A 17877-nucleotide genomic window follows, 5' to 3' on the forward strand; every position below is an offset into this window, starting at 1 on the left:
GCAGCGCGTGGCGTTGCACTCGCCAACGGGCCGGCACGCCCGATTGCAGGGATCGCCCTCTTCCTCTGTGGCGCCAGGCTCACAGCAGCTCACCTCCTCGGGATCCGAGCACCGGCAGCGCCCGTCGATGCACTGCGTTCCGGTCTCCTCGGGCGCGCATTCCTTCGTTGAGTCGCAAGGAGGATCCTGCTCCACGTCGACATAGGCGTCACCGCTGCAGGCCGCCCAGAGGACACCTGCCAGGAACACCGCGCAGGAGGCACACAGGTGCCGCTTCCACATGCGCGCCACGATACCAGGCGTCCTCGTGCAGCGGACAGGGAGATCCGGAGCAGGTATGGAAACGCGAGTGTAGATAGCATTACGTTGAGTGCGCCAAAATTCTCTACAAAAATGGATCAACGCTCCTGAAAATGAACCCGGCGCCGCGCTCGGGAGCACGCCGGTGCGAGGTGGGGCGCTACCACGAGAAGGAGAGCTCGGCGCCGGGGGCGGCCTCGAGGGCCCCCACGCGGACCTTCGCCTCCGGCGCGAGCAGGAACCCCGCGGCCACGGCGCCGCCGGCTGAAAGGCCGGCCCCGAGGAAGGCGCCCACCGACAGGGCCGTGAAGGTCCTCGTGCGCCCGTCGGCCTCGGCGTGGGCGTCGCAGGCCGGGAACCCCGGCCGGCAACGGAAGACCTCCCGGTGCGCCCGGGCGAAGGCGGCGTCCCGGTCGCCGGCCGCGTCGTTGGCCTCCGCGACCGAGACGCCCCCGACGACGCCGAGGACGACCGATGTGGCCGCGAGCCCGCCCACGGTCCACCAGCGCAGCTCAGGGCCGCGCGCAGACCGAGGCGGCGCCGCGCCGGGCAGATCGCCTGCCGTGCTCGCCCGGGGTCGCGCGGGCGCCTCCGCGCCGGCGCGCTGGAGCACAAGCCATACGGTCCGCTCGCCGCCCGCGTCGACGGCGGCAGGCACCTCGACCTGCCTCCCGGCGAGCTGCGCGCTCGCGCGGTGCTGGCCGGGCGCGACGTACACCGGGCGCGGGAGCGGGGAGACGCCGACCTGCCGCCCGTCCACGAGCACGGCAGCGCCCGGCTCGCTCGCGCGCACATCGAGCGCCCCGACGTGCCGTCGCGCCTCGGCGAAGTTGGCGCGCGCCAGGTCATAGCTCTCCTTGAAGCCCGGCGGGACCCAGATCTTCGGCGCCTCGGGGGTGCCGACCATGTCGAAGTAGATCGAGAGGAACTCCGCCGCCCTCGGGAACTCGCGCAACCGGAACGACAGCATCCCCACGCGGAACGCGTCGGAGGCGCTCCTCGTGAGCCGCCAGAGCGTCAGGTGGATGTCGCGCGCGTCCGCGATTCGCCCCTGGTCCACGAGCCGCTTCGCCTCGTCGAGCATCTCCTGCTCCGGTCCGGTCGGCGGCGGGCGCCGCGGGAGCGGCTCTGCCTCCGCCGCCGCCGGGCCCCATAGCAACAGCAGGACGGCGGTGATCGGGCTGTGCAGCGAGCGTCGCATGGTCTCGTCTCCCGGGCGTCTTCCGCGCAACCGGCGCCCTGTGCAGTTCGCGAGGAGCTCGCAGGCGCCCTGTCGCTCGACCCGGCGCCGACGACCCGCACCGAGAGCCGCCCAACGCGATCTCCCGCCCTCGACAGGCCTCTCTTAGCAGAGATCGACGCGCGGTTGCGCTCGAAGCGCGCGGGAAAGCAGACGTCGCGCGCGTCACATGCATTACGCAGAGCGCGCTCCAATTCTCTGTTTTTTGGTCCAGCCCTCAAAAAAATCTCTCCGACTCTCCGATCAGCGGCGGTGAGGCGTCCATCGCGCCTCGGCCGAGATGCTTGTGGTGCCCTGCGGCGCAAGCGCGTCCTGCGGCCAGCCGCGTGGACGCCCGCGCCGGCCGCAGGACGCGCCTGCGACCGGGCGCGTCGGCGCGCGTGTCCGGGCGAACGCCGCGCCTGTCCGGGCGGCGCGCCATCGCCCCGCTCCGATGAGGCCGTCCGAGGACCGCTCGCCGCGCCTCCGCGCTCGCCCTCGCGTCGCGCCGCATCTACCATGGGGAGATGCGCCCCACCGTCCTCCTCTGGGACATCGACGGCACCCTGCTCTCCACCGGCGGCGCGGGCCGGCGCGCCATGGAGCGTGCGTTCGCCCGGTATGCCGGCCGGCCCGACGCGTGCGAGTCGTTCTCGTTCGCCGGCATGACCGACAGGGCGATCCTCCGGGCAGGGCTCGACGCGCTCGGGCGCGAGGTCACCGAGGGCGCGATCGACGCGCTCCTCGCGATCTACGTCGAGCTCCTCGCGGAGGAGATGTCGCTCGCCGACGAGACCCGGGTCCACCACGGCGTCGTCGAGGCGCTCGACGCCGCCGCCCGGCGGGCGGGGTGCGCCGTCGGCCTCGGCACGGGGAACGTCCGCGCGGGGGCGCAGGCGAAGCTCACGCGCGTCGGCATCTACGAGCGGTTCGCGTTCGGCGGCTTCGGCTGCGATCACGAGCGGCGCGACGAGCTCCTGCGCATCGGCGCGACGCGCGGGGCCGCGAGGCTCGCGGCGCCGCTCGAGGCGTGCCGCGTCGTGGTCATCGGCGACACGCCGAAGGACATCGCCGCGGCCCGGGCGATCGGCGCCGAGTCGATCGCCGTGGCCACCGGCACCTACGCCCTCGCGGAGCTCGCCGCCTGCGCCCCGACCCACAGCTTCAGCGACCTCCGGGAGAACGGCGCGCTCGAGGCGCTCCTCGGCGAATCCGCTGGATGAACGTGCGGGATGCGAGCGCAGCGCGAACTCCAGCTCGCTGTCTCGTGTGAACGGCGTCGACGAGCCGTGGGTACGGACTCGCCGGGTAGAATTCGAGCAGAGTTGCGTCTGATCTCGACGATGGCGTGCTCCCCGCCGCCCCGATCGGTCAGCTCACTGCCCTTCGTGCCGCCCGGGGGAGCGACCCTTCAGATTACTTTGCGTGGCCTCCCGGACCCGTTCGCCTGCCTGCCCATCCTACCAAGGAGCGTTCATGCGACTGTCATTATCTTCGGCACATTGCGTCCTCGCCCTGGTCACCGGGCTCACGGGCATGCTCGGGTGCTCGGACGACCCTGGTCCCGGCAGCAGCGCGCCCGACGCGGGCCCGCCCAGCGATCCCGACGCGGGCGCGCCCGACGGCAGCCCGCCCTCCTCCGCGACGTTCGGTCCACTCGGCGATCGGCCGGATCTGCCCGTCGACGGGCGGCTCACCATCGACGGCCTGCTCTCTGCCGTCGATGTCGTCCAGGACAGGGACGGTAGGCCCCATATCTATGCCGAAGACCTCGTGGACGCGATGCGCGTCGAAGGGTATCTGACGGCGCGCGACCGCGCGCTTCAGCTCGAGATCTTGCGGCGCACCGCCGCGGGGAGGCTCGCAGAGCTCTTCGGCGACCTCGATCCCACCACCATCGATCAGGACATCGCTCTCCGCCATGTCGGGCTCGGTCGGATCGCCAGGGCCCAGTACGACGCGCTCCCCGCGGGGGAGCTCCGCCAGATGCTCGACGCGTACGCGGACGGGGTGACCCAGGTGTTCAGGAAGATCCGCTCCGGCGACATCCTCCCCCCCGAAGGCGCGATGGGGATACCCGCCCAGGCGTTCACCGACTGGAGCGGCGTCGACTCGCTCGTGATCAGCCGCTTCCAGAGCTACCTCCTGTCGTTCGACGCCGAGCTGGACATCACCATGCAGCAGTTCTTCGACGCCGCCCGGACGACGTTCGCGTCGAGCAGCGCCGATCCGCTCGCGCAGAAGCGCGCCGGCTTCGAGCGGGACTTCCTGAGGTTCGCCCCCTCCGAGCCCGCGGTGACAAGCAGCGGCTACCCCGCCTCCCCGGCGCGGGAGAAGGCGCAGAAGGCGGAGGACAAGGCGGCGAAGAGAGCGTCTCGCGCGCGACGACCGGGCCGCGCCGCGCCGGGCCGCGCGAAGCTCATTTCGTCGCTGACCGGCTATCTGAGCGCGGTCCAGCGCGCCAGGAGCAAGGTCGCCCCGGAGGGCTTCGGGTCGAACAACTGGGCCATCCACGCGAGCCGGAGCGCGACGGGGCACGCGCTCGTGGCCAGCGATCCCCACCTGTCGCTGAGCGCGCCGGCCGTCTGGTATGCCGTCTCGATCCATGTCACCGCGCCCGAGGGCAAGGACGCGAGCCGCGATGTTCACGTCGGGGGCGTCACCTTCCCCGGGATTCCGGGGATCATCCTGGGCCACAACGAGCGCGTCGGGTGGGGAGCGACGGTCGCGATGTACGATGTCACCGATGTCTATGCCGAGGAGCTCACGCCCGACGGCAAGGCCGTGCTCTTCAAGGGCAATCCAGTGCCCCTCCAGACGGTCGAGGAGGTCATCGCGATCGCTGGCAGGGAGCCCTATACCTACCGTGTCCCGATCGTGCCCCATCACGGCCCGCTCCTGCCGACCCTCGTCGACCACGCGGTGGTGGATCCGGACCCGGCCGTGGGGGCGCTCAGCGTCCGCTGGACGGGGCTGGAGCCGACGAAGGAGCTGGAGGCCCTCTTCGGCCTGCTGCGCGCTCGCTCGGTCGATGATGCGCAGGAGTCGCTCTCGAAATTCAGCGTCGGCGCGCAGAACTGGGTGATGGGCGACGCCGCGGGCGACATCCTCTGGACGACGCACGCGGCGATCCCGACGCGGTCTCGTGAGGCGTTCGCCTGGGACGCGGCCACCTACACGGGCGTCCTCCCCTGCATGGTGCTCCCCGGCGACGGGACCGCGGAGTGGACCGGGACGCTCCCCGAGCACCTCATCCCCCGGGCGAAGAACCCGCCGGCGGGATACATCGCCACCGCGAACAACGACCCCATCGGGGACTCCCTGGACAACGATCCATCGAACGGCGCGCTCCCCGACGGCACCCCCATGTACCTGGGTTGCAGCTTCGACATCGGGTTTCGCGAGGGCCGCATCCAGGAGCGGATCGATGCCCACGAGGGGCCTCTGTCGCCGGAGGATTGCGCGGCGATCCAGGGCGACATCAAGTCGGCGCTCGGCGCGAGGCTCGTGCCTCACCTCCTCCGCGCCATGGACCGCGCCGACGAGGAGCGCGCGACGCCCGGTACTCACCCCGATCTGAGCGCGACCCTCGCGGACGCCGCATACGACCCGCAGCGCCTCGCCGCCCTGCGGGCGCTCCTCGACGGCTGGGGCAAGGAGGCGGACTACAAGGCGGCCGCCGGCATCGATCTCGATACCGCCATGCCGCTCGCAAACGAGGGCGATGGCCCCGGCGCGATCGACGCCCGCGCCTCGGAGGCGACCTTGGTCTTCAACCTCTGGCTCGTCCGGGTGGTGCGCCGGGTGCTGGGCGACGAGCTCGGCCAGCTGGGCTTCTCGTCGTTCTCCCGGGAGCTGTCGGCGAAGGCGCTCCTCCACCTGTTCTCCGCCGATCGGGAGCAGCTCGCCACCTTCGATCCGGCCGTGCAGGACAGCACGCTGTGGGACGACATGGGCACGCCAGCGGTCGAGTCCAGGGACGAGCGCGTGCTGCGCGCCCTGCTCGACGCCCTCGCCTGGCTCGATCAACAGGGCGGCTCCGGGGCCGCGGCGCCCCGCTGGGGCGCCTTTCACACGGTCACCTTCGACGCGCTCGTCCCCCTCTTCAGCAGCCTCAGCATCCCTCCGCCAGGCGATCCCCTCTGGAGCGGCGGCTTTCCGCGCGGCGGCGACGAGTTCGCGGTGGACTCCTCGGATTACCGCCTCTCGTGGGCGCTCGACGAGTCACCGGATTTCCGGTACGTCCACGGCCCGTCGCAACGGCTCGTCGTGGAGCTCGACCCGGCGGGGCCGAAGGCGTGGAACGCCATTCCCGGAGGCAATGTCTGGGACGCCGAGAGCCCACATTTCCGCGATCAGGCGGAGCTCTGGCGAAAGAACCAGACGCACCTGGTGCCGTTCCTGCTCCCCGACGTGATCCAGGCGAAAGAGTCGCGCACGGTGCTCGAGGCGCCGTAGCCGGCGCGTCCTCCGAGGCCCACCCCGGGCCGGCATCTGTCGCCGGTACACCGAGTCCGCTCTGGCCTGGGCACCACGGCACTCCGGCGCAGATCCTCCCCATCGCCGTTGCGACCTCCGCGCGAAATGCAGCTACGCGCCGGATCTCGAATGGCAGCGAACGCACCCATTGTCTCACCGGTACCGCTGGCAGTACGCGATCGACGAGTTGGGCCACGAGGTGCGCCGCCGTGCTCTACATCCGCCGCGCACCGCAACTCGGGCAGAGGCCGCGCCCCTCGCAGGAGAAGGCGACCAGGAGGTCCTGACGGACTCCCCGGGGATCACCTTCGTCACGCTGAGGGGCCGCGTTCACTCCACAGCTCAATGCACAACGCTGCGAGGTGTCCCGATCTCGACCAGTCGTCCGGGACGGAATGAATCGCGCGAGGGCGGCGACGACACGCGCGTCGAACTCCTGCGAATCCGACGCCGCGCAGCTTGCGCCATTGCGCGAAATCCTTTTGAAATACGACATTTCGTGGTCCTCGAGGCAGCGGCGCGTCGGGACTGAAGCACGCGCGGGGCGCTCGAAGGCTCGCCACCGAAATGGCTTGACATGTGCGAACGCTCTACGGTCTCCTAACCACTTCGAGATGCACCTGTATGCTTCGGCAAGGTGCAACCCGGCGCGGCAACCTTTCGTAGGACAGCGACTCGCCGGTTCTACATCGAAGGGCGACGCGATCGGCTGCGGGGGCAGGGCGAGGACGGGGGACGGCGCTGGAGCCACTGAGTCCTGTTGCGATTGACACGGAAGCATCCCCGCGCGCGCCCAAACCGCTGTGACGCTGAGTGATGTTTGCTTGAACCACCCAATCCACTATCTGCCCAAGACAAAGAAGCGAGCACGAGTATGATGGAGCCCAGCTCGACACCCAACTGGCGCAAATTCGGGTCCAACCTGCCCGCTGGTAGCGATTTCGTACCGCCGGGGGAAGGCTTTCCCGTCGCGAAGATCCTGGCGCTCAACCTCGGCAAGTGGAAGGACACGGCCGGGCTGCAGATCGCGCAGGCGCTTCACCTGTTCGCGTACGGGTACAAGCGCTATCGCGAGGGGAAGTTCATCATCAAGGCCACGTCCGATCTCGGGCTGGGCGCCATCTTCGAGTCCGTCGATGACTGGGAGACCTTCGACCAGTTCGACGAGTTCTTCAAGCCGTGGACCTTCATGCGGAGGCCCCTGGTAGCGGCGCGCTGGATGGAGGACGCCGAGTTCGGGCGGCAGCGCCTGGTGGGGATCAATCCGACGCACATCCGCCGCGCGACGCCGCGCGATCTCTGCGAGTTCCTGAGCGGCGCCGAGCCCCAGCCGATCACCCTCGCCGACGGTCGCACGCTGGAGATGCTGTGCGAGAGCGGGAAGCTTTACTCCATCGACTATCGCATCTTCAAGGGCATCGTCGACACCGACGTGCAGCAAGAGCTGGGGAAGTACCCGCTGGCTCCGACGTGCATGCTGCACCAGAACGCGGCCGGCGAGCTCTTGCCCGTGGCCATACGACTGGCGCACTCGCACGGCGGGGACGGGGCGCCGCCCGACAAGATCTTCACCCCTCTCGGCCCAGCGGACGACTGGCTCACGGCCAAGATCGCCGTCGCGAGCACCGACGCCATCTACCAGGGCGAAGTGACCCATTTACTCTTCTCGCACCTGATCATGGAGCCGTTCGCGGTGAGCACCTACCGCAACCTGCCCGCGACGCATCCGCTCCATCAGCTGCTCAGGCCGCATTTCTTCAACACCCTGGCCATCAACGAGCTGGCTCGCCGGCGGTTCCTGGGGCGAGGGCGCTTCTTCGGCGTCACCAGCGCCGTGGCCAGCGAGGGCTCTTTCGAGCTCCTGAGGCGCGCCTATGCCGGCTCGGGCATCGGAGGATACCGCGGCAAGCCCTGGCGGTTCTTCGAGAGCGCGCTTCCCTACGATGTGTCAGCGCGCGACGTCGGCGACCTGAAAAACTATCACTACCGCGACGATGCGCTGCTGCACTGGACCGCGATCCAGGAGTACGTCGAACAGGTCTTGAAGGTCGCCTTTCCGACGCCACGATGTCTGGCGAGCGACGCCAGCCTGCAGAGGTGGGTTCAAGAGCTGGCGTCTCCTGATCTTGGCGACGTGAACGGCCTGCTCCCGCCGGAGAGCTCCGATCAGCTCAAGACGCTCACGAACCTCGACGACCTGGTCGCCATCGTCACCAACATCATCTTCACGGCGACCGCGTACCACGCCGCCGTCAACTTCGGCCAAGCCGATTATTATACCTGGATCCCCAATGCTCAGTTCTCCACCTATCGCCCCTACAGCGATATCCTGAACGGAGACGACAAGCGACAGTTCAAGCCGCTGGAGCGTCTCCCGGGGCGGACACAGAGCATTCGCCAGATGGTGCTCAGTCGCTCGCTCAGCATCGGTCCACCGCTGACCAGCGCGAGCCTCACGACGATGAAGTGCATGTTGCAGGATCCAGCGGCAAAGCAGGCGTTCGCTCGCTACCGCGAGCGCCTGGTCCACATCGAGCGGGAGATCACCGAGCGCAATCGCACCCGCGAGCAACCGTATATGTACCTGCTCCCTTCGATGGTCCCCCAGAGCGTCGCGATCTGATCGACCCGCGAGAAAGGAATTCGCCCCATGAGCATCTGCAACGAAGAAGACGAGCACGACGAACACGACGAGAAGGCGGACTCTTCCAAGGCGCCTTTTGACTATCTCGAAGCCCTCCACAGCGCGCTCCTGGACGAGAACGACCCGGTCAAACGGCAGCAGATCGAGGCCGGCATGGTCTTCAAGTGGCTGAAAGAAGAGCCGCTCCCGTTCCTCCGCCAGCTGCGACGCGAGCGGCCCGTCTTCGCCAACCCAGCCCTCACGCTCGTGACTCGATACAACGATGTCATGGAGGTGCTCAGCACCAACGACGTCTTCACGGTCGACAACATCGCGCCCAAGCTGATCGAGGACGTGGGCCAGAATATCCTGGCTATGAACGACTCGCCCAAGTACGAGAAGGAGAAGTCGCTGCTCCGCCTGGCGTTTCCTCGCGCCGATCTGCCCCGTTACCGTCAATTCGTCATCGAGGAGGCGAACCGGCTGTTGACCCATGTTGGCATCGACAGGCCGTTCGACCTCGCCGGGGAATATGCGCTCAAGGTGCCAGCCGCTGCGATGGCGCGATATCTCGGCGTCGGCGAGATACCGACCGAGAAGGTGGTGGCGTGGACCCACGCGCTGTTCCACGACATCTTCCTCAATCCGACCAATGATCCGGCAGCCGTGGGGGCGGCGCAGGCCGCCCGTCAGGAGGCGCTGCCCATGATCGACGCGATCATCGCCGCGCGCAAGAAGCAGCTCGCACACTCGCCTCCGCCAGAGCAGCCCTCGGTGATGGACCGCTACCTGCTGATGCAGGCGGTCCCCGAGACCTACGAGAGCGACGAGGGGATCCGCGACGTGATCCTGGGGCTTCTCATGGGCTGCGTGGATCTCAGCGGCGGCGCGATCGTCAACGTTCTGGTCGAGCTGATGAGGCGCCCGCGCGTGCTGCGCGAGGCGCTCAACGTGGCGAATGTCGCGGACGACGCCGCCATAACCGGCTATGTGCTGGAGGCGCTACGTTTCCGTCCCCCCTCGGTCGGCGTCACCAGCCGCTGTGTGCGCGAATACACGGTCGGGCTTGGCACGCATCACCAGGCGAAGATCCCCGCCGGCGCGCTGGTGATGGCGTGCAGCGCCTCGGCGATGCACGACCCAGAGCACATCGCGGCCCCGGACGAGTTCAAGCCCGGACGCCTGGCGAGCAAGAACTACCTGTTCTGGGAGTCAGGGATCCATACGTGCCACGGCAAGTATGTAGCCATTCTGCATATCTCGATCGCCGTCAAACAGCTGCTGCGGGCCGGCGTTCCCAACCGGATCGATCCCACGCCGCGCCATCACGGGTACCCTTCGGCGTTCCGCGTGCGCCTGGCCCCTGTCGAGGGCTGACCACGCGTTCCCGAGGTGGATCTCGTCCACGGGTGCGCTTGCCCTGGCGGGGAGGCGTACCCTCCCACCCTCGTGAGCTTGTATAGGAATTGGTTCAATTGACCTCTGTCGAAAATTCAGCCGCTCCTGAGGGCGGCAAGGGAGGAGTCGAAATGGCAACACCGCGAGCGCTTTCGGTCGTGGAGTCGTACTATGATGCTTTTCGCGCCGGCGAATCGGACGCCGTGGCCCTCGCGCTGGCCGCGGTCTTCCATGAGGAGTTCGTCGTCGAGAGCCCCATGGTGCATGCCAAGTATGGGGGCCCGCTGCGCGGTCAGGATGCGGTGAAGGCCGCGACGGCTTTCGCGCCCTACCTGAAGCACCTGACGGTCGAGGCCACTTACCTGAGCCCCGACGGTCACTGCGTGGCGACGCTGATCCGCTTCCCATCGCCCGTCGGCGAGGTCGTTCAGTCGGAGCACTTCGAGATCGATCCGGACACGCCGAAGATCAAGCGCCTGCGCTCCTACTACGACCCGCGCAAGCTCCTGGCGCCCGGCCCGTAGAGGAAGTAGCTCGGAATGAGGCCCCGCCCCGGGATCCCTCTTCTCCCCTCCGCTCCCTTCCCCTCTTCTCCCCTCCCCGGATCGAAAGACACGCCAATCCGGCAACAAACGGCGCCCTGCAGCGGAGGTGCCGCTCGCGCTACGACTCGAGCATGGCGAACGTAGCGAAGGACAGTGGACCGATGACAGACGTGGTTGGCGACATGACGAATCGCCTGCTGGCCGATGCGGGCATCGGCGCCGGCATGCGCGTCCTCGACGTGGGCTGCGGTCCCGGGGATGTCTCGTTCCGGATCGCGAAGCTCGTCGGGGGGCAAGGGCAGGTCGTGGGCATCGATCGCGACGCGCGTCCGCTCGCGGCGGCTCGGGACAGGGCGCGCGAGCTCGGCCTCTCGAACATGACCTTCGCCGAGGTCGACCTGGGCGCGCTGGCGCCCGAGCACGGCCTCTTCGATGCGATCGTGGGCAGACGCGTCCTGATGTACCAGCCCGACGCGGTGGCGGCCCTGAAGAGCCTCTCCCGCGCCCTGCACCCCGGCGGCCTTGTCGTCTTTCAGGAGCACGACACAACGATGGTGCCGGCATCCGTGGAGCCCCTGCCGCTCCACGAGCGCACGCATCAATGGACGTGGGGGACGGTGGAGCGAGAGGGCGCCGACATCCACATGGGCTTTCATCTCGCGTCCGCGCTCGAGCAGGCGGGCCTCACCGTCGTGAGCGTGCGCGCGGAGGCGGTCGTGCAAACGCCGCAGACGCGCTACCGCACCGCGGACATCGTCCGCGCGATGCTGCCTCGCATCCTGCAGCAGGGGGTCGCGACCGAGGCCGAGATCGACGTCGACACGCTCGCGGAGCGCCTCGTGGAAGAGCGAACCAGGGCGAACGCCACGTACATCAGCGACATGGTCTTCGGCGCCTGGGCGCGAAAGCCCGCCTGAGGGCCCGCGCTCTCCCGCTCAGCGCGAGCACATCTCGATCAGCATCGTCTCCAGCACCGCCTGCGCCGGGCGGCGGCTGCTCTTCAGCGCGAGATCTGTCTCGGCGAGCATGCGCATCCAGCCCGCGAGCGCGCCCTTCGGGAGCTGGCGGATCGACTGCGCCACGTCGTTCGCCTTGAAGGGGGCCACGCCCGCGCGCTGCGCGGCCTCGGCCTGGCTCGCGCCCGTGGCGAGCGCCGACTCGAACTTCACCATCTGGCGGACCGACCACGAGACCGCACCGAGCAGGCGCAGCCCTCCGTCGCGGGGGTCGTACGCGTCGGCGAGCGCCGCGAGCGCGCGGTCGAGCCGCCGCCGCCCGAGCGCGTCGATGAGCTCCCAGACCGTGCTCTGCCGGACCCGGATGACCACCTGCGCGATCGCGTCCTCGGTGATCGGCTGCTTCGGCCCGACGTACAGCGAGAGCCGCTCGATCGCGTCGACCACGTAGCCGAGCTCGGGCCCGGCGAGCTCGGCGAGCTGGTCGGCCACGTCGCTCGAGATCGGGTTGCCCTTGTCGCGGGCCATCGACGTGATGAAGCCGGGCAGGGCGCGGCGGTTCAGGGGCTCGCACGCGACGAGGAAGTCGCCCTTCTTGGCGGACGTGACGAGGCGGCGCTGGCCGTGGAGCTTCGCCGCGACGAGGACGAGGACCGCGCTCGGCGAGGGCGCCTTGGCGTACTCGGCGAGCGCGTCGAGCGGGCTCAGCTGCTTCGACGCGCCCCGCTTGCCGCCCGCGCCGCCGCGCTCGTCGTCCCCCTCGCCGTCGTCGCCGTCGTCCTTCTTCTCCCAGCGCTCGACGCCGCGGACCATCACGAAGCGGCGCGGGCCCATCATCGGGAGCATGCGCGCGGCGCCGAGGACCGACTCGATCGGCGCGTCGCCCGCGGTGAACTTGTCCTCGTTGAAGCCGGCGATGCCGCCCTTGGACGCTGCTTCCCGGATCGCGCTCACCACGCGATCGACAAGCCAGCGCTCCTCCCCCATCACGAGGTAGACCGGGCGAAGGGCGCCGGTCGTCGCTTCCTTCAAGGCTTGGTCGGGCGTCACCGCTCCGGCATCGGGCGTTCAGGCAGGTGCGTCAAGGGCGACGCGCGAGGTCGCGGCCCCGTCGGGCCCGGCGCCCGTCACGGCAGCGAGAACGGGACGTCCACGCGCACGCTCGCTCCGGGAGGCGCGACGGCGACCGGCGGGAGCGCGGTGACCAGGCAGGCCGTGATCTCGGGGCGCGAGGTCTCGCGGTCCTCGAGGATGCCGCGCGCGATCTGCCGGCCCTGCGCGTCGAACGTCAGGTTGAAGACGTACTTCACCCCGCGCGGCGCCGGCTGCGCCGCGATCGCCGGCCTGTAGCAGCGCTCGACCAGGGCCGGGCGGTGCGCGTCGAGCGCCCGCGCGGCCTGCCTCGCGACCTCCTCGCGCGGCACGCTCGGCGCGCGCTGCGGCCCCGGCGCGACCTCTCCGGACGCGCGGGCGCGCTCCGCCGGCCCGGCGGAGGACCCCGGCCCGGCGCGGTCCGCGGCCGTGCCCCCGGCGGAGCGCGCGTCCGGGGCGACGGCGGCCGGGCCGTGGCGCAGGCCGAGGTAGACCGCGGCGGCGATCAGGGCGCTGCCGAGGAGGATCGCGGTGGGGGTCGAGAGCTGCCTGCCCATGCCTTGGCGTTCCCGCTGAGCCCGGGAGAGCGCCCCCGCTGAGCCCGGGAGAGCGCCCCCGCGGACCCCGGGAGAGCGCCGCCCGCGCCCGTGCGAGGCCGTCGCTGCTTACCCGGAATGCGCGCCGGCGGCGAGACCGCTGCGTCGCCTCCGTTTGACAGCCGCGCGCCCGGCCGCTCAGATGCCGCGCCGTGTGGTCCGTCCTGCTCGTATTCTCCGCGACGTACCTCCTCATCGCGGCGCGGCGCCTGTCGATCCTGCCCATCGGGCGCCCGGCCGGCGCGCTCGCGGGCGCGTGCGCCATGGTCTTCCTGAGCGCGATCGATCCCGGCGCCGGCCTGACGCCGCACGAGGCGTTCGCGGCGATCGAGCCGAACACCATCGGCCTCCTGCTCGGCATGATGCTGCTCTCGGCGTCGCTCGACGCGGCCGGGGTGTTCGAGCGCGCCGCCGCGTGGGTCGCGCGGCGGGATCTCTCGCCGGTCCGCCTGCTCTACCTCGTCACGGTGGGCGCCGGGCTCGCCTCGGCGGTGCTGCTGAACGACTCGGTCTGCGTGATGCTGGCGCCGCTCGTCGACCGGACCGCCCGGCGCGCGGGGCTCGATCGGGTGCCGTACCTCCTCGCGCTCGCGATGGGCGCCAACGCCGGCAGCGCGCTCACGCTCGCCGGCAACCCGCAGAACATGCTCGTGGGCCACCTCTCCGGCATCTCGTACCGCACGTACCTGCTGGAGGCCGGCCCCGCCGCGCTGGTCGGGCTCGCCGTCACGGCCGTGATGCTGCACCTCTTGCTCCGGCGCCGCATCGCGGTCCAGGCGCCCCTGCCCGAGCCCGAGCCCGAGCCCGAGCCCCTGCCCGCGCCCGCGCGTACGCCGGACGTTCGGCCGAGCGCCCTCGTGCCGCTCGCGTGCATCGCGGTCGTGTCGGTGCTGTTCGTGCTCGGCGCGAACCTGGCGTGGACGGCGATCGGCGGGGCGACCGCGGCGATCCTGCTGCACCGGCGCGACGCGAACGGGCTGTTCGACAAGGTCTCGTGGACCGTGCTCGTGTTCTTCGGCGCCCTCTTCATCGTCGTGGCGGCCCTCCAGAAGACCGGCATGCCCGAGCAGGCGCTGCGCGCGGCGAGCCCCTACCTCCCCGCGGGGCCGACGCTCGGCCTCCTCGGGCTCGGCATCGCGATGCTCGTCGGGTGCCAGATCGTGTCGAACGTCCCCTTCATCCTGCTCGCGGAGTCGTACATCCGCAGCCAGCCCGATCCGCACATCGCCTGGATCGCGACCGCCCTTGTGTCGACCCTCGCGGGCAACTTCACGCTCCTCGGCTCGGTGGCGAACATCATCGTCGTGGAGACCGTGGGCGCCGAGCGCGAGATCGGCTTTCGCGCCTACGCCAGGGTCGGTGTCCCGGTGACGCTGGCCTCGACCGCCGCGGCGCTCCTCTGGCTGCTCTTCGTGCGCTGAGCCGCACCAGCACCACGCCCTGGAAGCACCGTGTCAATCACAGCCGGGCGTGGTCGCGCGGCCGCTGGAGCCGATGCCGCACCGCAGCGCGGGCGAAGCGGCGCCGCTCCGGCGACGTGCGCCGCACGTCGAGCCACGCGTGGATCAACGAGATCCCCACGGCAGCACAGAACACGGGTCCCATGGCGAGCATCACGAGAGGGCGCAGGGCCTGTCGCAACGTGCGTGTATTCATGTGGCCCAGCATACGACGCCCAGGGGTCGACCAGTAGCGCGTTGCGTTGAAAAACTTCAATTCTGCTGGTGAAAAGGCGGAGCACCGGCGCAGCAGCACGACCGAACGACGTAAAAATCCTGTATTGCTGGATCTCGATCGGTACCGCAACCGTTGACCGACCTCGGCCCTGTGCGCGCGCGGCGAGCGGCTCCGCGCGCGCAGGGAGGCTCCCGCAGGCGCGCCTGCGCGGTCGATCTCCTTTACAGTGCCGGGCGAACCGCGATCCCCCATCTCCTGGAGAGGCCTGAATGGCGCACGATCTGTCGAAACGAGTTGCCCTTGTCACCGGCGCTTCGCGCGGCCTTGGAGCCGCCATTGCCCGCAGGCTCGCGGCCTCCGGCGCGCGGGTGGCGGTGAACTACTTCGCCGGCCGCGAGGAGGCGGGGCGCGTGGTCGAGGAGATCCGCCGGGGCGGCGGCGAGGCCGAGGCGTTCCAGGCCGACGTGCGCGAGGAGCAGGAGGTCGCCCGCCTCGTGGACGGGGTAAGGGCGCGCTTCGGTCCGATCGAGGTGCTCGTGATCAACGCGACGGGCCCGCAGCCGCACGTCAAGCTGGAGGAGCTGACGTGGCGTCACTGCCTCGACCAGCTCGAGTTCTTCGTGAAGAGCCCGGTCCTCCTCGCGCAGGCGGTGCTCCCCGGGATGAAGGAGCGCCGCGCGGGCCGGATCATCCAGATCGGGTCCGAGGTCTTCGAGCAGGGTGTCCCCGAGTTCTCCAGCTACGTCTCGGCCAAGGGCGCCCAGCTCGGCCTCACGCGCTCGTGGGCGCTGGAGCTCGGGCCGCACGGCATCACCGTCAACCTTGTGGCGCCCGGCTGGGTCCCGGTCGAGCGCCACCTCGGCGAGGGCGCGAACCCTGCGGCCATGCAGTCGTATGCCGCGAGCAACCCGCTCCGGCGCATGGGCACGCCGGACGAGATCGGCGATGCCGTCGCCTTCCTCGCGTCCGACGCCGCCAGGTTCATCACGGGCCAGAAGCTGTCCGTGAACGGCGGCAGGACCCTGGCCTGACCCGGCCCCCGGGAGGACCCCATGAATCGATCTCTCTCTTCCCTCGTTCGACTCGACTCCTGCGCGCGCAAGGCCGCCGCGCTCTTCGCCGGGCTCACCCTGATCGCCGCGCCCGGCTGCGTCACAAAGCAATGCACGGAGATGGGCTGCGCCGACGGCTTCTCGATCACCGCCGCGACGGCGGACAAGAGCTGGGCAGCGGGAGAGTACACGCTGGATCTCGTGGTGGATGGCAGCAAGGTGTCGTGCGCCTACAGCTGGACGAACACGCCGCAGCCCGGCGGCGGCGTGTTCGTCCGGTGCAGCCCGACCGTCTCCGTCTCGATCCAGCCCGTGACACGATGCACCGAGACGTCGGACCGCGACTCCGTGTCGCAATCCTGCGTCCCGATCCCCGGGCAGTTCACGCAGCTGCTCGCGATCCAGGGCACGCCGGCGCGCGTCGACGTCGTGGCGCGGCGGGACGGCGCCGCCCTCGGAGAGCGGAGCTTCACACCCGGGTACCAGACCTCGTACCCGAACGGCGAAGACTGCGCGCCTGCGTGCCGACAGGCCACGCAGGACTGGGAGCTCCCGTAGCCGTCTCCTCCGCCGAGCCGCCGCGCCGGCCCTCCCGCGGGCAACCCGCGAGGGCCGCGGCGCCCGGCGGCGCCCGAGATGCCGAGCCGCGCCTGCGGAGCGCGCCTCAGCGGCGGCAGCCGATGCGCTCGGTCGCGATGACGACATCGTCGTACAGGATCGTGCGCGCGTCGGAGACGGTGAGGCCGCGCTCCTCCATCTCCGCCCGCCGGCGCGCGTCGGAGTCGCGCTCGTAATACGCGTCGAGCATGAAGCTCTTGAAGCGCACGTCCTCGCTCGATCGGAAGTCGAAGCCCCCGAACGGCTCGGGCGGCGTGCACGCGCTGAACTCGCACCCTCCCGTGTGGAACTGGGCGCGGAGCCAGGTGCCGTCGGGGTAGCCAGGGCGGTAATCGCCGATCGGCGCGCCGTCGATCCAGAACGCGAGCGCGCCGTCGCTCTCGCCCACCGTGTTCGCGCGCGCATGCATCTCGATGCAGAACCAGCGGTCGCGCGGGAACGACGCTTGTCCCGGCGGCTCGAAGACGTTTCCGTAGTAATACGTGGTCCCCTGATCGCCGGCGCATCCGGGCGTGGCGGTCCCGTCGTTACAGCGGCCGGAGCGCATCTCGTACCAGTAGGCGTAGAAGTTGAAGACGTCATCGGTGTTCGTGTCGAAGTCGAACCAGAAGCCTTCGTCTCCGGCCGGCACCGTGTTCGCGAGGCCGCTCCAGTCCCATTCCTCGGTGCCCGCCGCCATGCGCACCCAGTGGTGCGGGTTCGGGGCGAGCTCGGGGAAGCGCGCGTGAAAGCGCCAGTAGATCGCGTCGACGCGCTCGTGGGTGACCCACGTGGACGACGAGATGTACATGTCCTCCGCGAGGTCGGCCGTTGTCACGGTCGAGCGGAGGTAGCCCTGTCCCCCGTGAGCGGCGGCCGGATCGGCCTCGATGTGCAGGGTGCGCGTGTCGGCGGTGGGCCCGTCCCAGCGCCCCCACCCTGCCTCGAAGTCGTCGTGGAAGAGCACGGCCGGGTCGCCGCGGATCCCCTCGTCGCCCGGGTAGCGCGCGCTCAGCGTGCCCGTCGGCGACATCGAAGCGTCCTCGTCGCCGCCGCCGCCGCCGTCCGTGGGCGGCGACACACCGCCGTCCATGGACGGCGGCGAGCCGCCCGCCGGTGCGCCCCCATCCCCCGTGGCGCTCGACGGGTCGCCGCAGCCCGCGACGATCACCGCGAGCGCCGCCAGAGTAAATTGGACATGGTGGCTCATCGTTCCACGCTCCAGAGGGTTCTTCATCCTTCCACGCTACCTGCTCCAGCACATGAGCGCCCGAGCGAGCGCCCCTGTCCGTGACGCGCGCATTGCCCGGCCGGCGAGCGCCTCCTGAGAGCGCCAGTCCTCC

At 70.2% G+C, this 17877-nt stretch carries 14 protein-coding genes and 1 pseudogene; 9 read left to right on the forward strand and 6 right to left on the reverse strand.

The window, feature by feature from the left end; genetic code table 11:
* Positions 1-460 precede the first annotated feature (460 nt).
* Positions 461-1501 (reverse strand): hypothetical protein, encoded by a 1041-nt coding sequence (locus WME75_RS28440; protein WP_437477433.1) that lies wholly within the window; start codon positions 1499-1501, stop codon positions 461-463.
* 545 nt (positions 1502-2046) lie between these two features.
* Between WME75_RS28440 and WME75_RS28445 the strand changes: the two genes are divergently transcribed.
* Both WME75_RS28445 and WME75_RS28450 read left to right on the forward strand, forming a co-directional pair.
* Positions 2047-2742, forward strand: a complete 696-nt coding sequence (locus WME75_RS28445; RefSeq protein ID WP_437477436.1) for an HAD family hydrolase — start codon at positions 2047-2049, stop codon at positions 2740-2742.
* 253 nt (positions 2743-2995) lie between these two features.
* Positions 2996-5977 (forward strand): penicillin acylase family protein, encoded by a 2982-nt coding sequence (locus WME75_RS28450; RefSeq protein WP_437477438.1) that lies wholly within the window; start codon positions 2996-2998, stop codon positions 5975-5977.
* Positions 5978-6089: 112 nt separating this feature from the next.
* On the opposite strand, the pseudogene WME75_RS28455 reads toward WME75_RS28450, so the two are convergent.
* Positions 6090-6275 (reverse strand): annotated as a pseudogene (locus WME75_RS28455) (IS91 family transposase); the annotation flags it as partial.
* A 597-nt stretch (positions 6276-6872) separates the two neighbouring features.
* Here WME75_RS28455 and WME75_RS28460 point away from each other — a divergent pair.
* From WME75_RS28460 to WME75_RS28475, 4 genes are all read left to right on the forward strand, one after another.
* Positions 6873-8621 carry a lipoxygenase family protein gene (locus tag WME75_RS28460; RefSeq protein WP_437477441.1) on the forward strand — a complete coding sequence of 583 codons (1749 nt, stop codon included), beginning with the start codon at positions 6873-6875 and terminating at the stop codon, positions 8619-8621.
* A 27-nt stretch (positions 8622-8648) separates the two neighbouring features.
* A complete protein-coding gene (locus tag WME75_RS28465; RefSeq protein ID WP_437477444.1) occupies positions 8649-9998 on the forward strand; it encodes a cytochrome P450 in 1350 nt (449 codons plus the stop codon).
* Between the two features lie 152 nt (positions 9999-10150).
* The gene (locus WME75_RS28470) at positions 10151-10543 is read left to right on the forward strand and encodes a nuclear transport factor 2 family protein (RefSeq protein ID WP_437477447.1); all 393 of its coding nucleotides are present in this window, start codon (positions 10151-10153) and stop codon (positions 10541-10543) included.
* A gap of 182 nt (positions 10544-10725) precedes the next feature.
* Positions 10726-11481, forward strand: coding sequence for a class I SAM-dependent methyltransferase (locus WME75_RS28475; protein ID WP_437477450.1), 756 nt, complete (start codon positions 10726-10728; stop codon positions 11479-11481).
* An 18-nt stretch (positions 11482-11499) separates the two neighbouring features.
* On the opposite strand, the gene holA is transcribed toward WME75_RS28475, so the two are convergent.
* Positions 11500-12552, reverse strand: a complete 1053-nt coding sequence (gene holA / locus WME75_RS28480; protein WP_437477451.1) for a DNA polymerase III subunit delta — start codon at positions 12550-12552, stop codon at positions 11500-11502.
* A gap of 95 nt (positions 12553-12647) precedes the next feature.
* Positions 12648-13169 carry a hypothetical protein gene (locus WME75_RS28485; RefSeq protein ID WP_437477454.1) on the reverse strand — a complete coding sequence of 174 codons (522 nt, stop codon included), beginning with the start codon at positions 13167-13169 and terminating at the stop codon, positions 12648-12650.
* Positions 13170-13360: 191 nt separating this feature from the next.
* On the opposite strand from WME75_RS28485, the gene WME75_RS28490 reads away from it, so the two are divergent.
* Complete coding sequence (locus tag WME75_RS28490; RefSeq protein WP_437477457.1) at positions 13361-14629, forward strand: SLC13 family permease; 1269 nt, start codon at positions 13361-13363, stop codon at positions 14627-14629.
* A 37-nt stretch (positions 14630-14666) separates the two neighbouring features.
* Here WME75_RS28490 and WME75_RS28495 read toward each other — a convergent pair whose 3' ends face one another.
* On the reverse strand, positions 14667-14864 hold the full coding sequence (locus WME75_RS28495; protein WP_437477460.1) for a hypothetical protein: 198 nt from the start codon (positions 14862-14864) through the stop codon (positions 14667-14669).
* Between the two features lie 290 nt (positions 14865-15154).
* On the opposite strand from WME75_RS28495, the gene WME75_RS28500 reads away from it, so the two are divergent.
* A complete protein-coding gene (locus tag WME75_RS28500; RefSeq protein WP_437477462.1) occupies positions 15155-15916 on the forward strand; it encodes an SDR family oxidoreductase in 762 nt (253 codons plus the stop codon).
* Between the two features lie 21 nt (positions 15917-15937).
* Positions 15938-16495 carry a hypothetical protein gene (locus WME75_RS28505; protein ID WP_437477465.1) on the forward strand — a complete coding sequence of 186 codons (558 nt, stop codon included), beginning with the start codon at positions 15938-15940 and terminating at the stop codon, positions 16493-16495.
* A 106-nt stretch (positions 16496-16601) separates the two neighbouring features.
* Here the strand turns inward: WME75_RS28505 and WME75_RS28510 are convergent, their stop codons facing one another.
* Positions 16602-17744, reverse strand: coding sequence for a hypothetical protein (locus WME75_RS28510; protein ID WP_437477467.1), 1143 nt, complete (start codon positions 17742-17744; stop codon positions 16602-16604).
* Between the last annotated feature and the right edge of the window lie 133 nt (positions 17745-17877).

The organism is Sorangium sp. So ce1014, assembly GCF_051521505.1.
Lineage (GTDB): Bacteria > Myxococcota_A > Polyangia > Polyangiales > Polyangiaceae > Sorangium.